Genomic DNA, 20,015 nt, shown 5'->3' with positions numbered 1-20,015 from the left:
CACGTGTTTTGACCGGTCTGTCCCGATGTAGTAAAATGTCGGTGAATTAATACGGCTTTAGTATATCCTATTTTTAAATTTGGTTATTGACATGAATTTGAAGGTTTTTATAAGAAAATATAAACTATATTTCATCGCACTTATTTTTGATCTCATGGCTCTCACGGCAAGCTGTCTCGCCGCAGGAACTCCTTTTTTTGCCAATGTCTATTCCCACACCATCTACCGCTTCGGAAGTCTTCTGATAAGCAGAATCACAGGACTTCTGCCCTTTTCGCTGGTGGAGATACTTCTGTATGCATTGCTCGTTTTTATCCCGGTGGATCTTGTTTTTCAGATCGTTTCAGGAATAAGACGTCTGACTGTATTTATCGGTCATCTGTTTCTGATCCTGTCACTGCTTTTCACGCTTTATGTATTTAACTGTGGCATCAATTACCGAAGAGCCAGCTTCTCTGCCGAAGCCGGATTAAGTTCAGTTTCACCTGATCTCAACGAGGAAACTCTTACGAAGCTTTGCGAATATCTGGTAGACAATATAAACAGATCAGAATCCGCACTATATTCCGGTAATGACTCAGCTGCACTTTCCGTGTCCAATGTCTCCGGCGAAGTTTCTCCGGAACACACCTCTTCTGATACGACTGTTTTACCTGTCAGACTGTACAATGGAGCTGTTCTCGGTGAAAACCGGTTCTCGAAAAAGCCTTCCCTGCCCTATCTTTGGAATACCGGAAAGGCAGGTCAGGCTGCAATGGAAAAGATCGGTGCAAAATTCCCCAGACTTTCGGGGCATTACCCTTTCCCCAAGCCTCTTATAAATTCATGGATACTTAGCATACAGCAGGTAACAGGTGTGTACTCACCTTTTACAATTGAAGCAAACTACAATCGCGACATACCATATTACGATATTCCCTTCACCGTATGCCATGAGCTGTCACATCTTCGCGGCTATATGCAGGAAGAAGAGGCGAATTTCATTGCCATACTTGCGACCATCGGTTCAGAGGATGCTTATTTCAATTATTCAGGTTACGTTTCCGCATGGGTCTATGCGGGCAATGCTCTCGCAAAGGCAGATCCTGAAAAATTCGTAGAACTCTACAGCCGGATAAACAGCTACACCCGTCAGGATATGCAGTACAACAATGAATTCTGGGACCGGTATGAAACAAAAATTGCGGAAACTCAGGAAAAGCTGAACGACGCATATCTCAAGTACAACGGACAGTCAACCGGAGTCCTAAGCTACGGACATGTGGTTGACCTGATGGTGGTCTACTATAACGAAAACGGGACACTGGGCTACTGAGGATGTAATTCCCCAATATGCATCCTCAGTGCCCGGACCGCTGTATAATATTTTCTCATACATATCAGTAATTTGATCTCAGCATCATCTCTCTTCCAGAAAATGAAGGAATTTAACCGAAAGCTCCTTCCTCTCCGAAACGACCGGAACTCCGAAAACCGGAACTGTCCTGCTGAAAAATCCGCCATCTGCTATCTTTGGTGCATCTGTGACGATGATTCCTACAGGAATCGGGTCTTCCATCTTTTCAGGATCAGGAACTGTAAAAGCTTCTCTTGAAACAACATCCGGTTCACCCATGAGCTCTGCAGCGAACTGCGCCATCTCACCGAGAGTCTCCTCTGAAGAATCGCTGCTCTCAGCTGTTATGTCGCTTCTATTTTCCCCGGCGACATCATTTACAGCTTCCGGATCTCCTGTCTCACGACTCTTATCTCCGTTTTTTATGGCTCCGGCATCGGCTCCGGTTTTCGGCTCCGAAACTTCAGCTCCGCTTTCTGCCGCCATAACACTTTCTGTCTGATCCGCGTCAAGATTTTTCAGCTTCTCCTGAATCGCTCCGTCGATGTAGTAAATGCGGTTCCCGGATCTGTATTTCTCAAACTCATCGTCGTTCAGAACTTCTCTTAGGTCAGTGAATGCTCCATTCAGCCCATAATATGTGAAAACACCCGGATCTATGACCATGGCATCCAGATCATGAGATGCAAAAAGAGCAGTGATCTTCGCATTCTGAGCCATGGAGTACTGGCTGTTGACATTGGGATTGAAGGAAGCCGTGGTGTCGATGACTACCTTTTCGCTTCCATCGTTCACTTCCGCAAATGCCGCGAACCGGGATTCAAGCTCTTCCTCACTCATGGATACCTCCGGGCCGGAAGCATTGAGCATCATGCAGTAAAACGCCAGAGGTTTGTTGTTTAGGAATGTGGTCACAACATAATAGATAAGTGAGACTGCCACCACAAATGCGATAATATAGAATTTATAGTAATCAAATATGTACTGAGCTTTCTGCCCGAAGCTCATCCTGCTGAGTTTTTCTTTCTCATTTCTGAATTCATTTTTCAATTTTTCGCTCATATATGTCCTGCCTCAATTTTCACCAAGAATATCTGTCTGATATTCTCTGTTTTATATCTATCAAAAATCACTCTGTATCCAATGGATCTTAACCCGAAAAAATTTTATCCTGTTAAAATCACTCACTTGTTACTTTTGTTTAATAATCAGGTGATATCTTATCAGAAAGCTATCAAAATATCCACTTTACGGACTGAAGGTTTTGATATACATTCTACTTGAGAAGGATCGATGTGACCGCTCCTATGATATCCGATTTGTTCCGGGTTTATGGAACTGCCTATCTGATTTTTCTTGTACAATACAATTTATTTTTAAGCAGAGTAGACGCTCGAGCGTATAGTGCCTTCCGAACGGGGAGTTTGTCGGAGGGACGAAACCTTTTTCAGGTGCGGTTCGGTCGTCGCATCCCGCTGCAGTGAAGGACGAGCTAAACCTTCTTTGTAGTCAGGGACTGCAAAGGAGGTTTTATTATGTCAAAGTTCTCAACGAGAATGATCGTAACCCTTTCAGTTCTTGTCGCTCTTCAGGTCGTACTGACAAGATTTTGTTCATTTAATGCGTGGAACGTCCGCATAGGTCTCGGTTTCACCGCCCTGGTCATCGCAGCCATCTTCTATGGCCCGGTGGCAGCCGCAATAGTCGGAGGGCTCGGTGATTTCATCGGTTCCATAGCATTTCCGACGGGCTCATATTTCCCGGGCTTTACATTGACACAGGTCCTCATGGGACTGGTCTTCGGCTTTGCCCTCTACAGGAAATATTACAATGCTCCTTTATTTTCTTTCGGAAGCACTCAGAATCAGACTGAAGGAACCACTCTTACCGGAAATACCATGACACAGATTATCCGAATCGTAATCGCGGTTCTCATCAATCAGTGTATCTTCAGTCTCCTGTTGAACACTCTCTGGATCTCGGTTCTTTACGGTTCAAGCTTTACAGGTCTTCTCTCCACCAGAGCCCTGCAGGCAGCTGTCACAGCACCGATACAGATCATCATCATTTCCGTACTTCAGGGCATATTGAAGAGAGCCGACATCAGAAGTCTGTTGGCAGTATAAACGTTTGACCGGATCATCATAGTCAGGTCAGAAAAATCAGCCTGTACGATCCTGCGTTACCTGTCAAATGTTGTATGGCAGGTTCACAATTCTCTTGTGGCGAGCATCTCGTATGATTGACAGGCTTATGACAAATCAAAAAACTGACTTCCGCGTGGCAAAGGCTCCGGAAGTCAGTTTTTTCACGGTAATACCAAATTAATTTCTATCACGAAAGGCATCAAAATGGACTGGAACGAAGCAATAGCACTTTTTCACGGCGCAGACTGGAAACACGCAAAGATCGGTCTCGACCGGATGAAGGATCTGATGAAAGTGCTCGGAGATCCTCAGAAGAATCTCAAATTTATACATATAGCAGGTACAAACGGAAAGGGCTCTGCCTGCTCTATGACAGCTTCTGTTCTTACCGCCGCAGACTACAGAACCGGTCTTTATGTTTCACCCCATCTTGATGCTTTTAACGAACGCATATCTATAGATGGTGTTTATATCTCTGACGAAGATCTCCGAAGAATCGCCGCAAAAATAAACGCCGCAGTTTCAACATTGAAAGAAGAGCCTACGGATTTTGAGCTGATAACCGCTCTTTCCCTCTGCTATTTCGCAGAGCAGAACTGTGATTTCGTAGTGCTTGAGGTTGGCATGGGCGGAAGGCTGGATGCCACCAATGTTATCGACGCGCCAGTTGCAGCCGCAATCATGAGCATCGGCCTCGATCATACTGAGGTTCTCGGAGATACAGAAGAACTTATCGCGAGAGAAAAGGCAGGGATAATAAAAAAAGGCTCTGATGTAGTTGTACTCCATCAGAAGCCTTCTGTTCTTGAGGTTATCACTGAGAAATTCAGAAGCGTTAATTCAGAATATACAGCTTCACATTTCTGCATCACTGACCCATCATCACTTTCTGTTTATTCAAGAGATCTGTCCGGTCAGGTTTTTGATTACAAGGATTTCAGAGACATTAAACTGCCGCTGCTTGGGGCATATCAGACAGAAAATGCCGCTGCTGTTTTAGAGATCATCTCCTGTCTTCGTGCCCGCGGTTATATGATTTCTGATGAAGATGTCCGCACCGGTCTTCTTAATGCCAAATGGCCTGGACGCTTTGAGCTTCTCTCCACAGATCCTGCTCTCATAGTTGACGGCGCCCATAATCCTGACGGTGTCATGGCGCTTATCAACTCCATCAGAACATTTCTGCCGGATGAAAAGATCTGTTTTGTCATGGGTGTCATGAAGGATAAGGACTACCACGAGATGCTCCGCCTCATCACTCCCTTTGCGGAAAGCTTCGTGACAGAACTCCCCTACAGCGCCCGTGGTCTTGATCCGGAAGTCCTGAAAAAAGAAATCGCAGCCTACTTCTCCGGTCCTGTGGACACCGCTGGTTCAGTGACAGAAGCCGTGGACAAGGCATTGGCACACGCAAAAGAAACAAATACTCCTGTGATCTGCTTTGGTTCACTGTATCAGGTGGCGGACATCAGGAAGCATGTTATGAACAGCATAGTCTGATTTTTAATCCAAAATGAGTAAATAAAAAGAGACTTCTATACTGATATTTGCACTCAAAAAGCCACCGCAGGCTGATGATTCATCTTCCTGCGATGGCTGAATTTTATTTCAGATTTTACTTTTTAAGCATTAAGGTATTCAAGCATGCAGTCTGCTGCAACGATACCGCTTGTATAAGCTGTTCCGAGAGCTGCGCCTTCATTCTCATAATAAGGGCTGCAGTAAAGACTTCCGTTATCTACACCGGCAACATAAAGTCCCGGAATAGGAGTCTGATCAGCTGTAAGAGCTCTTGCATAATCATCAGTCTTTACTCCGCCGAAGGTAGACCAGATTGACATCTCATACTCGAAAACATAGTAAGTGTCTCCGCTTAACTTATGAAGAAGATACGGAGCCTTGAAGAACTGTGTATCTTCCTTTGCATCACAGAGCGCATTGTACTCTTCAACTGTTTTCTCGAGGTTGTTCATGCTGAAGAACTTAGCACATTCTTTTAATGTTCCCTTGGCTGCCCACTCCTGCTCGATAGCGGTCTCTGTTCCTTCATCAAGATCTGCCATTACCTTGTCCTTCATACCGGTATATCCAACATACCAGTCTTCAGGGCTTCCATAATACTCAAGGATACCCTTGTCACGGCAGGTGTCAAACATCTCCTGATCTACTACTGCATAGTACTTTCCTTCTCTTAACGCCATCTCACCGCCAAGCGCCAATGGACGATCTGAAAGATACTGCTCATTCATGAAACGATCACCGTTCTGGTTAACGATAAGTCCACCATATATAGCAAACTCAAGAGCGATGTTTGCGTTTCGCATCGCAGGTCCCTGAACAGGAATCTTATGATTTGCGCCGCCGAATTCATTACAGCAAAGTGCCCAGTTACGATCTGCTATACCGCCGGCTTCGATAACCATGTCATAACCCTGACCGGTTGAAAGTGTATTGCAGAGAGGCCATACTGTGATATCTCCGTAAATCTCACGAAGCTTTTTATCATTTCCTGCATATCCGCCTGTTGCAACGAGTACAGCCTTGGCATCATACTCTACGATTTCCTTTGTTGCTGTGTGACGTACGATAACGCCTGTTACAGCATCACCAGTCTTGACAAGCTTGAGAGCCTCGCTGTTAACGAAGAACTGTCCTCCGTCAGCTTCAAACTTATCGATCAGCGGCTGGAAGCGATCCACACCCTTGACCTGCTTGCCCTCAAGGTTGGCAAAGTTGTGACGGGCACGGAATCCCATTCCGTAGGCATCTCTTCTGAGACCCATGTTTACGCCGTTATCCATAAAGTTGGAAACAACTCTCTCACCGACATCGACGCACTTACGTAAAAGTGAACCATTTACTGTTCCGCGGCTGAAGCCATATTCGCACTTGTAAAGAGTCTCGGCAGTAACGGTTGCATTCTCAGCTTCCTGAACTCTTGTCTCTGCGAGTGCAGGTCCACCGGCTACAGAACCATTGGAAATTCCGCAGGAACCTCCCTTTTCAAGGAGAATGGTCTTCTTTCCGGCTGCCTGAAGAACAAGTGCCGCCTGAATTCCGGCTGCACCGCAGCCGATAACTACAGCATCAGATGAAACTGTGCGGGACGGTGTGAGATCAAGCTCTTCTTCCTCTTCAGAAACCTCAACTACAGTTCCGCCTGCCTGTCTGATACAGTCATTGAGACATTCTTTTGCTGCATTTGTAGTGATAGTAGCTCCGGAAACACCATCGATGTTAGCGTTCTGAGCATCCATAAACTGCTTGATCAGTTCGTCACCAGCGGCCTTACCGATTCCTTCGGTTTCCTCGGAAACATCCAGCACGATATCTGTGATGGCATCCTCTGAGAAGGTGGCTTTCATGGTAACATTACCCATACCTTTAGCTGTTGCGGTATAAGTTCCCGGCTTGTATAGAGCCGCTCCGGAAGAAGCCGCACTTGTTGCCGCCTCTGTGGATGATGCAGCTATTGTTGCCTCCGGTACCTCTGTTGCAGAACATCCCGCAAGAGAACCGAGTCCTGCTATAACAGCTGTAGCGCTCATTCCCTTAAGGAAATCTCTTCTTGTTATTTTGTTTGACATAATATCCTCCCTTAGAATATAAACTATCAAGCCATTTCGGTTACTTATACATTATATAAAATAAGGTAATGTTTTCCCAATTCTTTTTTATTCATATGCGACTCGGACATTGATCAATAAAAGCAGATATCGCTGAATAAAAAACCGGTTTCTTTTGCTTCGTTCTTAACACTCAACTTCTTTTTCCTTTTTGCTTTACCATCTTCTTCGGGAGGTACTGGTGCTTCGCCAGCACCTAATACCACTGTTACCTGACCAGATATAGTTGAAAGATCTAAAACATATTGATGTCTCTCTTCGTCCATATCCTGATATTCAACATTCTTTTCAGCGACTATATTTCCAGAACTGTCTACAACAAATACCCTCATTTCTCCATTCTCCGACTCGGACAGCTTCTGTCCACAAAAGCTCAGATAACCGTGTCCTTTATAGCCTTTATCCATATCGAAAGAAAACTTAATTCCCTTATACTCACTGAATTTAATAAACGCATTCTGATCATCAGATGGTTCATTTTCATACATAGAATCGCACTTTATAGCATTTTCACCTTCATAGATTATCTTTTCTGCATCCCTTAATCTAACATCAGTTTTTCTGTCAAGCATCACATTCACTGGTTCCGCACCGGTCAGTTCATGATTTAGAAGTGCTGCTGCATAGAAATCCGCCTCATAATCCTCCTGCCCGTTTAAACCTTCATAGTCAAATGTTGAATAGAATTTCCTCTCTTGTTTCAGGTAATCCTCATAATTATCCTCAGAAAGAAGTCCTTCTCCATCATGCATCCATTTAAGCATAAGCGAATTTATCCAACATGCATAATGCGCATTATCTTTATAATGATTCAGATCTGTTATAATATCAGTCCTGTTATTAAATGAATATAAATGAATATTCTTATGTGGAAGTATAAGCTCTGTTATAAACTTTTCAGCTTCCAGTCTTTTTTCAAATTCACCCTTATCAAGAATCTCTCTCCACCATGCTATACTGTAAGGCGAATAGAAATAATAAAAATCCACGTTCGGATATCGATCCGCAAGTTCTGTGACATTACGTTTTATATTCTCTTTAATGTCTCCTTTTTCTTCTTCAGTGAGTGATTCTTCCATTTCCGAATTACTGATATATATTCCATCCGGACATACCGTATCTATCCCAAATGTATACCCGCCCTGCCATCTTGCATATCCATCAAAAGACGATATACCCGGTTCAAAGCTTTCTTTCTTCTTATCAGAAATCATCTTATAGACCCATGAGAATACAATGTCTCTGTTCAAATAATATCTTACGTCATTAAATGGATTATCATCATACAGATACGTCGGATATGTCCCGAGATCATCACGCATATTGTCCCATTTATCGAAGAATCTATCCATATCTAAAGCCCGAACCACTATTTTCAGATTATTGTTATGCTTTAGCGCTGTTTCAATATGATCATTTATCTCCTTATAGGATCCGCCAGAAAATGGGGTTTTTACTGCATTGCACCCGAATATGTCATTCATTTCTGTCGTTCTGAAGTTCTCGGTCATGGATGTTCCAACTATCATGGCATCAAAATCGAAATGTTTCAGTATTCCATCATTCTGGCTTCGCTCATTGCTGATTTCATAATAGTATCTGCTTATATTCGGTTTGTGATAGTGAAAAAAAGGATCTACTTTATATACTTCCGCAGAGATGAACATTACTATAGAAAAGCTCAAAGTAAACCATATAGTAATCCAGATTTTCTCTTTCATGTTAATTAACCCATGCCATATTTTTATGACTATATTTTTCATTCTTTGTTTATCCTTCTAAAAATCCAATTAAAAACCGAAATATACAAATACGGATTCCGAGCCAAGGCGTAAAACTCCCCAAACAAAAGAAAGCACCGAAAGTATCAGCGAAGCAAAACTCAATTTATCTATTTTTCTAAAATTGTTTTCCGGAATGAAACAGATAATACAAGCCGCTAAGATAAAGACAAGCATATTAAATCCTCTGACTCCATATTGAATACGATCGGGAATAAACAACATATCACATATAAACTGACTCTCAGCAAGATTGAAGTTTCCAATAAGCCCACTGCTGATCTCAGTACTCTGCATTGACAATATTCTTTTAATCACAGCTTTCCACTGACCTATGGATTCTGCACTGAATAACAGCCACAAAACATTGACACAGCCAAAGGTACACAGCCACCTTACCGGCATAAATATTTTTTCTTCTGTCTTCTGAAGCGCCCTGTCAAAACAGCTGATAAGTCCATGGAGAAATCCCCATAAAATAAACGTCCAGTTGGCTCCATGCCATATTCCGCTAACCATAAAAACTATCATTATGTTAATATATGTAAATACGATACCTTTTCTGGATCCACCCAGTGGTATGTAAATGTATTTTGTCAGGAATTTTGTGAGAGAAACATGCCATCTTTTCCAGAAATCTTTTATAGATATAGCCTTATACGGTGAATCAAAGTTCATGGGAAGTTCAATGTTCATCATGGATGATATTCCAACTGCCATATCACTGTACCCACTAAAATCAAAATAAATTTCAAATGTATAGAATAAAACAAGAAGAATGCAATCCATGGATGTGGCAAAATCAAAGTTTCCATATACCCAAGCCACAGCCTTTGCAAATGTATCCGCCAGCAAGACCTTCTTTATCAATCCTAAACTGAATAACTTTATCCCAACTGCGAGATTATGTATATCTATACGTTTCTTTTCCTTTTGATTTATCTGCCCTATGAAATCCACAGGATCAACGATAGGTCCCATGATAAGCTTGGGAAAATATAAAATATATACGAGATAATCAGTAAGGCTGTTATTCTTCAGTTCCCATCGCTCAATCGCCACAATATAAGCTATTTGCTGGAATGTATAAAATGATATTCCTAAAGGAAGCACAATTCTCCATAAATCTATATTTTTTCCGGTAAAAGAATTTAAATTACTGACAACGAAATCAGAATACTTAAAATATAATAAGGCAACCACATTAATAATTATTGGGATCATCATGATAAGTCTGCTTTTCAGCTTGAATTTTCTTATCAATATAGCAAAAAGATAATTTGTCAGGATACTTGCACCAAGATAAAAGAGCATATTAAGCCTTTCATAGGCATAAAACACCAAGCTTGCCAATATCAACACCATTTTCCCTGCAAATGGTCTAATATGATTCCCGAGAAAATACAATATGACTGTGATAGGCAAAAAACAGAGTACAAACTCATAACTATTAAACTGCATAATTAAGGCTTCCTTATTTCAAAAAGTGTACTTTTTGAAATAAACAGGAATACACATCTCAACTATTATGAATTTCCTGCAAAAAGTGCTCGATGTACAAAAAAAATAGTACGTATATGATATAATCATCGTCGTTGTGTCTAAGAACACAATTTATTTACTAAAGTACACTTTTTGAAATTATCTTTTTTCACAACCTCTTTCACAACCTCGTTCAGTCTTATATCTGAGTAATACTCTTCGAATCGCCATCATTAAATTAATCTGCCTCGACAACTAACTATTTTCCAATTTATGCCTTATTCATATATTGGCGAGCCTTTTTGAAAAAAGTTGATTCAGCCATTCCACAATCTACTGCAGCCTGCCTGATAGTAATCTGTTTATTTTGCCATTTACAACATACTTCATAAAAATTGTTCGGCAACTTATGAACCGGTCTTCCAAACTTAACACCTCTGGCCTTTGCCGCTATGATTCCTTCTGCTTGTCTCTGCTTTATACAAAGTCGTTCATTCTCCGCTACATAACTGAGAAGCGCCAATACTATATCCCCTATCAATGTTCCCATAAGATTCTTTTCTCTTCTTGTATCAAGCAGTGGCATATCTACAACTACGATATCTGCATGCTTTTCCTTCGTGATGATCCTCCATTGTTCATTGAGATCTCTGTAAGATCTTCCTAGTCGATCAATAGATTTCACATACATGACTGAGTTCTCATCCAACTTTCGAAGAAGTTTTTTATACTGCGGTCTATCGAAATCCTTTCCCGACTGTTTGTCTACAAAAATGTTTCTCTCCGGTATACCAAGATTCCTCATGACAATCATCTGCCTGTCTTCATTTTGATCTCTTGATGATACACGAATATACGCATACAGCTTTTGGCTCTCCATTCATTTAATCTCCTTCGTTTTCTTTTTTGCTTTTTCAAGTCGTAAATCATTATAGAAAACCGATTATAAATGGCCGGAAACCATAAAACTTCAACTTAAGCCTATTGTCACGGACACATTTTTTCCTGATCCGAATTCTAAGCACTATCCAAACAGCCTGGCAGCTGCTTTCTCCAGCTCTCTCCGTTCCTGTGTATCGTCGTAGCCGCTCTTTTTATCATCAATACCTTTTATGATCTCATGACTGAAAAGACCATCTCGGTTACAGTAGAAAAAGATTTTCTGCACGCCATTGATGGAAAATCTCGCCTGGGCTTCTCCTTCCGGATAAAGCTTCACAATCTGACAGCGATCCGGTGATACTGCTGCAATAAATGAAATGTAGTGGTTCTTGTTCATTTCGTGATCGATCCTGACGAAATACTCGTCCTCCACACGCTCAACAAAAACCATATGTTGTTCATCTGTCAGCTCTGCTTCAGCCGGCAGAAGCTGAATCCCATGACAATTAATCACTGCCTCCCCCATGCTGTGGATCACATTGCCGCAGACCGGACAGATATAGAATTTCGATCGGAGCATATTCGCCGATACATTTTCATTGTGTACGGTGTTTCCGGAAATCAGCTCCGTTACGGAGATCCGGAATGCATCCGCTATGGGCTCCAAAAGGGTGATGTCAGGATACCCCTTTGCTGTCTCCCACTTAGAAATAGCTTTGTCACTGACTCCCAGCTTCTCCGCAAGCTGGCTCTGAGTCATTTTATTTTTTTCTCTCAGTTCTTTGATAACTGCACCTGTAACGTACTGGTTCATATTCCTCAGCCTCCGTTCACATTACGAAGATACTCAGCCTTCGGTATCATAGGTGTCTCAAGACCTGTCACAGTCTCCGGTGAAAGGTGAAATGTCTCCGCATACTCCTCACCGGCCCTTTCGAATTTCTGAAGCAACGGATCTGCCACAACAGCCGCGGCAGGAACATTGAGCAAAGGTGCCTCCGGAACACATACCATGTCCGATCCGCAGAAGCACTGTTTGCACATCATCCTGAGCCCATCAAAATTCCCGTCCCAGTCAGGAAAACCGCAGCCGCAGATCACAAGTGTATGAAGTTTCGAAAAATCCGCCCCTGCTTCATGATGAATTCTTCCGTCCTGCTCCTCCACCATCCTCATCTTCACCAGCGGAACGGTCCTGTCGAGAACCGCCTTTAGATGGGACGGCATGGAATAACAGTACAGCGGGAAGCTCCAGATAATAAGATCCGCCTTCGTATAGAGATCCAGAATCCTATTCTGATCGTCCTCCATTACGCAGTGGCCATCCATTTTCTCCCAGCATTTGAAGCAGCCTCTGCAGGGTGCAACCGTCTTTTCGATGACATTGATAATGTCTACATCATGTTTCTCTTTTTTGTTGAGTCCCTTTAAAAAGCTTTCCGTCAAACGAAATGTGTCACTTTTCTTTTTGGGACTTCCGTTCAATACAAGTACTCTCATTTATTCCTCCTTGGGGTTTCCCCTATGCTGAAATCTTAGTACTTGTATGAGCCAAAGACCACCTACTCAAAGTAGAGTCAGTTTCTTATTCCATTGGCGCCAAAATGACGTCATATTTATTTATAAACCAGCAGGCCAGCCTTCACTCTTTCTTATCCCTGCATATATTATGTACGAAACTATAACCGTAAAAATATCTGCCACTATCTGTGTCCATACGATACCCATAACGCCAAACAGTCTGTTAAACAAAAAAAGTATCGGAATATTGAAAACGATCTGGCGTATCACTGCCAGCCAGAAGGAAGCATTACCCCTCCCGATGGCCTGTGTAAAATGAACCATGGAAAAACAGAGGAACATAAGGGGTGTAGCAAAACATCTCGCCCTGAGAAACATGGTTCCGTATCGGACAGTTTCCGCATCTCCGATAAACGCCTGCATGATGGCCGGCGCGAAAATATAATAAAGGATCACACAGGTGATTCCGATTCCCAGTCCTACAGCACGTCCGAATCTGAAAAACTCATCCATACGTTTCCTGTTACCGGATGAATAATTATAGGCAAGAAGCGGAATCATACCGAGACAGATACCTATTCCTATATTCAGCGGAAGCCTCTCCGCTTTCAGAACTATCCCGATAGCCGCCAGCTCAATGTCTCCATAAGAGGCTGACAGTCTGTTAATAACGATATTGCAAAGGTCAAAAAGAAGGACGCCGACTGCAGCCGGAATCCCGACACCAAAAATAGCCGAAAAAGATTCTTTCGAAGGGTACTCTCCCTTCATCCTTAATCTCAACACAGTATCTTTCTCTGACTTTTGATAAGTTATGATGAAGTAAACTGCCACAACAAGATTACTGATCATGGTAGCAAGTGCCGCTCCCATGACCTGTTTGCCGTCAGGCAGTATCACAAACATAAATATTGGATCCAGTACAATGTTCAGAACTCCACCCATACTGAGCCCGAATGAAGCTTTTGAAGAAAGTCCGATACTTCTCAGCATAGATGACACAGTATTACTGAATATCACCGGTACCCCGCCAAGAACCACCACAAAGAACATGTATTGTCTGGAATATTCAAGCACATTGTCACTTGCCCCAAGAAAAATAAGGAACGGAGTCATCACAAAAAAGCACATCAGAGAGAACGCAAGACCTAAGCCCAATGCCATCCATATACAGGCCGCAGAAACTCTTGAAGCTTCATCGTCTTCACCTTTTCCTATGAGACGTGCGATCAATGTTCCACCGCCGGCTCCGAATATATTCGATATAACGATAGTCAGCATATATACAGGAAGCACTAGTGAACAGGATGCCACCATATAGGGATTATTTGTTCTCCCGACAAACCATGTATCAGCCAGATTGTATATCAGTGTTATCAACTGGCTTGCTATGGCAGGAAATGCCATAACCCCTAAAGCATGCGGTATACTGTCTTTTTCAAATAAAAACTTTTTATCGTTCACTTACTTTCCCTCTGCAAATGATTTAATTCCAGCAAATAACCATTCATACGGAGATCATCACATCTCCATAGACAAGACATCTTATTATTCCGATGATGACGAAGTGCAGCGGATAATAAATATAGAAGAACCACTTCATCCATCGTGCCTTTCCTCTTTCTCCATTGTAAAACTTCAAAACAGGATATACCATGAGGACTCCCACAAGTTCCAGCGCATAAACTTTACTTACAAAGAAGTATGATACGATTCCGTAAAGAAGGACCCACTTTATCATTTCAAGCATCTGAAGCTCAAGGTTCCCTCTTCTTTTATACATCCCCAAAATCGCCAGAACTGCTATGCAGCTCCAGTCTGCAGGGAAAGCACTCCAGACCAGAACAAACTGAATGAAACTCTTCAGCCATGATTTCCATGCAGAAGCATTGTCCTCAAGGTACTGAACCAGAACCGCTATAAAAAGAGGATACATCACACTGGTTCTGTTAAAGATACTTCCTTCAAAAGGATTCAGACTTATTCCGAAGCCGAAGCAATAGGCAAAATGCGAAATAACGGCAAATACCCCGAGCCTCAGCATATACTTCTTTACGTCTCTCGTGTAATGATAACCCTCACAGACAAAGAACCACATGATGGGTGCCGTAAGCCTGCCTATAAAATGAAGCGCCAATGGAATGGGCTCTGCCGGAAAACCGGGGTAAAGAAGATCTGTCCCGTGATCGATAGTCATGGCAATGATCGCAACCAGCTTCAGATAATTGGAATTACACAGTCTGTTATTCATTTAGTCCTCTTTCCGGCAAGTATAATCTTAATTCTGTAATGATCAGGTATGCTCTCTGAATCCCGGACATCCTCTGAATCCTCATGATGAACAAAGTCTCTCACCTCTTAACTCTCCATATAAGAATATCACCAAAACAAAAGCAGACAAATCAGAATACGTAATTTGTCTGCTTTACACTGGTTTTTTATTTTTTTCACATAAGGAAGAAAACATTCAAATCTGACATTATTCTCACATATTTTCACCCCAACCCCGAAGTGCAATAAATTGTATCTATAACCTCTACTAAATTTAATATATTTTGAATTATTTTGACGATGTGATTAAATAGTATTAGTTAGTCGGAAGACGCTTTTTTGCACATGTGAAATTCACTGTCGTTAATGCTATAAGTGTGAGTGTCAAAGTCGACACCGAGTCATTTTCACTTAAATCAATATATAGAAATCAGCGAGGGAACTATGAGAATCATCGATATACTTAACAGCGGCAAGGTAACATTATCCTTTGAGGTTTTCCCACCGAAAAAGATCGAGAATTTTGAATCAGTACAGCAGGCAACTGAAGATGTGGCTGCTCTTCACCCGAGCTTCATGTCCGTGACCTATGGTGCAGGTGGCGGAACCTCGGAGTTTACATTGAACATCGCAAAGAATATCCGTGACAAACACGGAGTCGAGGTTCTCCCACATCTCACCTGCGTTTCTTCCACCAGGGAGCATGTTCACAATATGCTTCAGAAGTTCAAGGAGAACGGATTTGAGAACATCATGGCTCTCAGAGGCGATATTCCAAAGGATGGAACTCCTCATGATGATTATCACTATGCTTCCGAGCTTATCGCAGACATAAAGGCTCACGGAAACTTCTGCATAGGCGGCGCCTGCTATCCTGAAGGTCATGTTGAGTGTGCTCACAAGGACGAAGACATCAAGAACCTGAAACTCAAAGTCGATGCGGGTGTTGATTTCCTCACCACTCAGATGTTCTTTGACAATGCCGAGTTCTTCAACTTCCTTTACAGACTTCGCGAGAACGACATCCGTGTACCTGTACTTGCAGGTATAATGCCTATCACCAATGCAAAGCAGCTGGGCCGTTCCGTTGCACTTTCCGGAACTACTGTTCCAACCCGCTTCAAGGAAATAGTTGATAAGTTCGGTGACCATCCTGAGGCCATGAAGCAGGCAGGAATCATTTACGCCACAGAGCAGATCATTGACCTCATAGCTAACGACGTAAAGCACATCCACGTTTATTCCATGAATAAGCCTGATGTAGCTGAAGCGATCCAGAAGAATCTTTCGGAGATCCTGAAGGTTTAAATAACAAATTAGATTTTCCAGTGCCGTTGCCAAATGGTCGCGGCACTTTTGATATTTCTATGAAAGCAGGCTTTGAATCGCACTATTCACGTTATTTTCCTGAATATAATTAACATATAGTCGCACCCACTTTCAAAACACAAATGTAACTATGATTGAATTACGAACCAAAGAAATTTACCGTTTTCTCGGCTACCGGAACATCACTCCCACCCCTGAGATAGACGAAAGAATAAGGCTCTGCGTAGAAAAGATGCAGGCTGCTGCCGCCCCCAGATGCTTTTATCGAAAATTTTCAATATCTCAGACTGCCCCTGATATCACTCATATAGCAGGTCTCACCATAAGGTCAAAGAACCTGTACAAAAATCTTCAGGGCTGCGATGAAGCCTATATGTTCGCCGCAACTGTAGGATTAGGCATTGACCAGCTGATTAAGCGAAGCGAAGTAACCAGCATCATGGATGCTGCCATATATCAGGCGGCAGGTGCCGAGATGGTTGAAGCCTTTGCGGATTCGGAAATGCAGAAGCTTCGGGCTCAGGAGGAAGAAAGGAGCTACAGACTCCGTCCCAGATACTCTCCCGGCTACGGCGATCTGCCTCTTGCACTTCAGACAGACTTCGCAAGAATACTCGACATGCAGAAGTGGTGCGGCATCAGTCTTACGGACACTCTTCTCATGGTTCCGAGCAAATCCATCACGGCATTTATCGGATGCGTTAAGTTTGAGCCGGATGAAAGATCATCTCTGGATTCACCTATGACTATACCGGCTGGCTCTTCTGAAAATGATGAAGCTTACCTTGCGGATGTCGTGAATCCTCTGGAAGCCACCGGACTATCTGCCAAAGAATCCACGGGATCGGAAAAGATATGCCGCAATTCTCTTCCGGAAACCTCCTGCACTCATTGCAGCATGGCATCCGATTGCATGTACAGACACTGCTGACTACTCTATGCAATTCCACTACAGTATCTGTATATTACAACATTTACTCATATTCGTATTTCCTGCACAGAATCATTCTGTATAATCGAACTACAATCACTCTTAAGGAGACTTTTCAATGCGCAAAAACATACTCGAACGTTTAGGAAAAGAATGGATCTTTTTTGACGGTGGTACCGGCTCCATTCTGCAGTCAAAGGGCCTCCAGCCCGGGGAACTTCCCGAGACATGGAACCTGACCCATCAGGAAGATATCATCGACCTTCATCTTGGATATCTCAATGCAGGCTCCCACATCTTCAACACCAACACCTTCGGCGCCAACAGACTTAAATATCCTGACAATCTGGATGAGATAGTTTCAGCTGCCGTAGGTCTTGCAAAGGAAGCCCGACGCCGTTCAGGTCGTGAGGATGATTCCTACATCGCTCTCGATATCGGCCCCACCGGAAAGCTCCTTAAACCTATGGGTGACCTCTCTTTCGACGATGCCGTGGATATCTTCGCCGAGGTTGTTCGAATCGGTGCCAGAGAAGGTGCTGACCTCGTGCTCATCGAGACCATGAATGACTCCTATGAGGCAAAGGCTGCAGTTCTCGCAGCAAAGGAAAACTGTGACCTCCCGGTCCTCATCACCTGCGTTTTTGACGCCTCAGGGAAAATGCTCACAGGCGGCACTCCCGAATCTACCGTAGCCATGCTGGAAGGCCTCGGTGTTGATGCTCTGGGAACCAACTGCTCCCTCGGACCTGAACAGATGATTCCTATAGTAGAACGCCTCGTAAAGGCAGCTCACGTACCTGTCCTTGTTAATCCGAATGCAGGGCTCCCGAAGTCAGTGGACGGAAATACGGTTTACGACGTGGATGCGGAAGCATTTGCAGGCTTCATGCGCACCATCGCGGAAATCGGTGCCACCGGTCTCGGCGGCTGCTGCGGAACCACACCGGAGTACATCAAAAAAGAGATCGAAGCTGTTACCTCTCTTCCCTTCCGCGCTCCTGTGCCGGAAAATCACACAGTGATATCTTCCTTCTCTCAGGTGGTGGAAATAGGCGGCGTCGCGAAGCCGGTCATCATCGGTGAGCGAATCAACCCCACCGGAAAAAAGCGCTTCAAGCAGGCTCTCATCGAACATGACATCGATTACATCGTGGATCAGGGCTTACAGCAGGAGGATGCCGGGGCTCATGTTCTGGATGTCAATGTCGGCTCTCCCGAGATCGATGAAACAGAGCTTATTGACGAGGTCATCACCAGACTTCAGAGCGTGCTGGCTCTTCCGCTTCAGATAGATACCTCAGACCCCGCAGCCATGGAGCGGGCGCTGAGACATTATAACGGAAAGGCCCTTATCAACTCAGTGAACGGTAAAGAGGAAGTGATGCATCAGATCTTCCCTCTCGTTAAAAAGTATGGCGGAGTGATCGTGGGCCTCGCTCTCGATGAAGACGGAATCCCTGACACTGCCGACGGACGAATCCGCATCGCGAAGAAGATCTACGACACAGCGGCTTCCTATGGAATCAGGAAGGAAGATGTAGTCATTGACGGACTCTGCATGACCATTTCAAGTGACCCCCGCAGCGCCCTCGTGACTCTCGAGACCATTCGCCGCATCCGGGATGAGCTTCACGGAACTTCTATCCTCGGAGTTTCCAATATCAGCTTCGGTCTCCCCGCAAGAGAACTCGTGAACTCCTACTTCTTCGCCATGGCCCTTCAGAACGGACTGTCCTGCGCCATCATTAACCCGAATAATCAGGCTATGATGCAGGCATACCGGAGCTTCTGCGCTCTCACCGCTCAGGACGAGAACTTCATGGATTTCATCGGAGCTTATCAGAACTATAAAACTCCCGAGAAGCGCGTATCTGAGGCGGTAGACAACTGCCGCGCCCGGGTACTTGATGCCCTCGGAATTTCAGCCGGAGACTTAAAGTTTTCCGGCAGTCCCCTAGGAAACGGTTCTAAATCTCAGGCCAATGCTTCCGCTTCGGCACAGTCTTCAAACGGAAATTCCTCATCAGGCGGCAGTTCCGAAGGTAAAGCCGGAAAGACGCGACTCATGGAAGCAATCGAGCGAGGCATGGCAGGTCCCGCCGCAGAAGCCACTAAAGAGGCATTGCGCTCAAGAGATGCTCTCGACATCATAAATCAGGATCTGATTCCGGCCCTTGATACAGTCGGTCAGGGCTTTGAAAAAGGAACCATCTTCCTTCCTCAGCTCCTCATGGCGGCTGATGCCGCAAAGACCGCCTTTTCTGTTGTAAAAGAATCCATGGCAGGGGTACAGCAGGAAGTTAAGGGAAAGGTGATTCTTGCCACAGTAAAGGGTGACATCCATGATATCGGAAAGAACATCGTAAAGGTCCTTCTCGAAAACTATGGCTACGATGTTATAGATCTCGGAAAGGACGTTCCTCCCGAGGCTGTAGTGGAAACCGCCATTTCTCAGGATGTAAAACTGGTGGGACTCTCCGCCCTCATGACCACCACCGTAGTCAACATGGAGGAGACCATCCGCCAGCTCCGTGAGAAAAAGCCTGACTGCAGGATCGCTGTGGGCGGTGCCGTCATGACTCAGGACTACGCAGATAAAATCGGCGCCGACTGCTACGGCAGAGACGCCATGACCACCGTAAGATATGCGGATGAACTATGTGAAAAGGGATTACTGTAAAAATAATCAGGAGGGGCGATGCCCCT

General features: G+C 43.9%; 15 protein-coding genes and 1 riboswitch. Of the genes, 6 read left to right on the top strand and 9 right to left on the bottom strand.

Annotation, left to right across the window (positions count from 1 at the left end; translation table 11 throughout):
- Nucleotides 1-91: 91 nt before the first annotated feature.
- Nucleotides 92-1,315 (top strand): DUF3810 domain-containing protein, encoded by a 1,224-nt coding sequence (locus tag BXO88_RS05650; protein WP_078036772.1) that lies wholly within the window; start codon nucleotides 92-94, stop codon nucleotides 1,313-1,315.
- Between the two features lie 84 nt (nucleotides 1,316-1,399).
- Here the strand turns inward: BXO88_RS05650 and BXO88_RS05645 are convergent, their stop codons facing one another.
- Entirely contained in the window at nucleotides 1,400-2,398 is a 999-nt protein-coding gene (locus BXO88_RS05645) for a hypothetical protein (protein ID WP_078036771.1), read from the bottom strand.
- A gap of 317 nt (nucleotides 2,399-2,715) precedes the next feature.
- Nucleotides 2,716-2,816, top strand: a riboswitch (THF riboswitch).
- Between the two features lie 55 nt (nucleotides 2,817-2,871).
- Between BXO88_RS05645 and BXO88_RS05640 the strand changes: the two genes are divergently transcribed.
- The gene (locus BXO88_RS05640) at nucleotides 2,872-3,462 is read left to right on the top strand and encodes a folate family ECF transporter S component (protein WP_078036770.1); all 591 of its coding nucleotides are present in this window, start codon (nucleotides 2,872-2,874) and stop codon (nucleotides 3,460-3,462) included.
- Nucleotides 3,463-3,687: 225 nt separating this feature from the next.
- Nucleotides 3,688-4,983: a bifunctional folylpolyglutamate synthase/dihydrofolate synthase gene (locus BXO88_RS05635; protein ID WP_078036769.1), complete on the top strand. Its 1,296-nt coding sequence runs from the start codon at nucleotides 3,688-3,690 to the stop codon at nucleotides 4,981-4,983.
- A 122-nt stretch (nucleotides 4,984-5,105) separates the two neighbouring features.
- On the opposite strand, the gene BXO88_RS05630 is transcribed toward BXO88_RS05635, so the two are convergent.
- The 8 genes from BXO88_RS05630 to BXO88_RS05595 form a co-directional block, all read right to left on the bottom strand.
- Complete coding sequence (locus tag BXO88_RS05630) at nucleotides 5,106-7,070, bottom strand: FAD-binding protein (RefSeq protein WP_078036768.1); 1,965 nt, start codon at nucleotides 7,068-7,070, stop codon at nucleotides 5,106-5,108.
- Between the two features lie 113 nt (nucleotides 7,071-7,183).
- The gene (locus BXO88_RS05625; RefSeq protein ID WP_078036767.1) at nucleotides 7,184-8,872 is read right to left on the bottom strand and encodes a hypothetical protein; all 1,689 of its coding nucleotides are present in this window, start codon (nucleotides 8,870-8,872) and stop codon (nucleotides 7,184-7,186) included.
- A gap of 27 nt (nucleotides 8,873-8,899) precedes the next feature.
- On the bottom strand, nucleotides 8,900-10,351 hold the full coding sequence (locus BXO88_RS05620; RefSeq protein WP_078036766.1) for an MBOAT family O-acyltransferase: 1,452 nt from the start codon (nucleotides 10,349-10,351) through the stop codon (nucleotides 8,900-8,902).
- Nucleotides 10,352-10,643: 292 nt separating this feature from the next.
- On the bottom strand, nucleotides 10,644-11,252 hold the full coding sequence (locus BXO88_RS05615; protein WP_078036765.1) for a recombinase family protein: 609 nt from the start codon (nucleotides 11,250-11,252) through the stop codon (nucleotides 10,644-10,646).
- Between the two features lie 144 nt (nucleotides 11,253-11,396).
- Nucleotides 11,397-12,068, bottom strand: a complete 672-nt coding sequence (locus BXO88_RS05610) for a helix-turn-helix domain-containing protein (RefSeq protein ID WP_078036764.1) — start codon at nucleotides 12,066-12,068, stop codon at nucleotides 11,397-11,399.
- Between the two features lie 5 nt (nucleotides 12,069-12,073).
- A complete protein-coding gene (locus BXO88_RS05605; protein ID WP_078036763.1) occupies nucleotides 12,074-12,754 on the bottom strand; it encodes a flavodoxin family protein in 681 nt (226 codons plus the stop codon).
- 120 nt (nucleotides 12,755-12,874) lie between these two features.
- Entirely contained in the window at nucleotides 12,875-14,239 is a 1,365-nt protein-coding gene (locus BXO88_RS05600) for an MATE family efflux transporter (protein WP_242945161.1), read from the bottom strand.
- A gap of 43 nt (nucleotides 14,240-14,282) precedes the next feature.
- Nucleotides 14,283-15,026, bottom strand: coding sequence for a TraX family protein (locus BXO88_RS05595; RefSeq protein WP_078036762.1), 744 nt, complete (start codon nucleotides 15,024-15,026; stop codon nucleotides 14,283-14,285).
- 464 nt (nucleotides 15,027-15,490) lie between these two features.
- Here BXO88_RS05595 and metF point away from each other — a divergent pair, with 464 nt between their 5' ends.
- The 3 genes from metF to BXO88_RS05580 all read left to right on the top strand — a co-directional run bounded on the left by metF (nucleotide 15,491) and on the right by BXO88_RS05580 (nucleotide 19,989).
- Nucleotides 15,491-16,354 (top strand): methylenetetrahydrofolate reductase [NAD(P)H], encoded by an 864-nt coding sequence (metF, locus tag BXO88_RS05590; RefSeq protein WP_078036761.1) that lies wholly within the window; start codon nucleotides 15,491-15,493, stop codon nucleotides 16,352-16,354.
- A 151-nt stretch (nucleotides 16,355-16,505) separates the two neighbouring features.
- A complete protein-coding gene (locus BXO88_RS05585; protein WP_078036760.1) occupies nucleotides 16,506-17,306 on the top strand; it encodes a vitamin B12 dependent-methionine synthase activation domain-containing protein in 801 nt (266 codons plus the stop codon).
- A gap of 118 nt (nucleotides 17,307-17,424) precedes the next feature.
- Entirely contained in the window at nucleotides 17,425-19,989 is a 2,565-nt protein-coding gene (locus BXO88_RS05580) for a homocysteine S-methyltransferase family protein (RefSeq protein ID WP_078036759.1), read from the top strand.
- Nucleotides 19,990-20,015 lie beyond the last annotated feature (26 nt).

Source organism: Oribacterium sp. C9 (assembly GCF_002007235.1).
Lineage (GTDB): Bacteria > Bacillota > Clostridia > Lachnospirales > Lachnospiraceae > Oribacterium.
Note: the sequence above shows the minus strand (reverse complement) of the source record. Positions and strands in the feature narration are given on the sequence as shown.

Coding starts and splice junctions, on each gene's coding strand:
- BXO88_RS05650 (WP_078036772.1), top strand. CDS start 92: ATGAATTTGAAGGTTTTTATAAGAAAATATAAACTATATTTCATCGCA.
- BXO88_RS05645 (WP_078036771.1), bottom strand. CDS start 2,398: ATGAGCGAAAAATTGAAAAATGAATTCAGAAATGAGAAAGAAAAACTC.
- BXO88_RS05640 (WP_078036770.1), top strand. CDS start 2,872: ATGTCAAAGTTCTCAACGAGAATGATCGTAACCCTTTCAGTTCTTGTC.
- BXO88_RS05635 (WP_078036769.1), top strand. CDS start 3,688: ATGGACTGGAACGAAGCAATAGCACTTTTTCACGGCGCAGACTGGAAA.
- BXO88_RS05630 (WP_078036768.1), bottom strand. CDS start 7,070: ATGTCAAACAAAATAACAAGAAGAGATTTCCTTAAGGGAATGAGCGCT.
- BXO88_RS05625 (WP_078036767.1), bottom strand. CDS start 8,872: ATGAAAAATATAGTCATAAAAATATGGCATGGGTTAATTAACATGAAA.
- BXO88_RS05620 (WP_078036766.1), bottom strand. CDS start 10,351: ATGCAGTTTAATAGTTATGAGTTTGTACTCTGTTTTTTGCCTATCACA.
- BXO88_RS05615 (WP_078036765.1), bottom strand. CDS start 11,252: ATGGAGAGCCAAAAGCTGTATGCGTATATTCGTGTATCATCAAGAGAT.
- BXO88_RS05610 (WP_078036764.1), bottom strand. CDS start 12,068: ATGAACCAGTACGTTACAGGTGCAGTTATCAAAGAACTGAGAGAAAAA.
- BXO88_RS05605 (WP_078036763.1), bottom strand. CDS start 12,754: ATGAGAGTACTTGTATTGAACGGAAGTCCCAAAAAGAAAAGTGACACA.
- BXO88_RS05595 (WP_078036762.1), bottom strand. CDS start 15,026: ATGAATAACAGACTGTGTAATTCCAATTATCTGAAGCTGGTTGCGATC.
- metF (WP_078036761.1), top strand. CDS start 15,491: ATGAGAATCATCGATATACTTAACAGCGGCAAGGTAACATTATCCTTT.
- BXO88_RS05585 (WP_078036760.1), top strand. CDS start 16,506: ATGATTGAATTACGAACCAAAGAAATTTACCGTTTTCTCGGCTACCGG.
- BXO88_RS05580 (WP_078036759.1), top strand. CDS start 17,425: ATGCGCAAAAACATACTCGAACGTTTAGGAAAAGAATGGATCTTTTTT.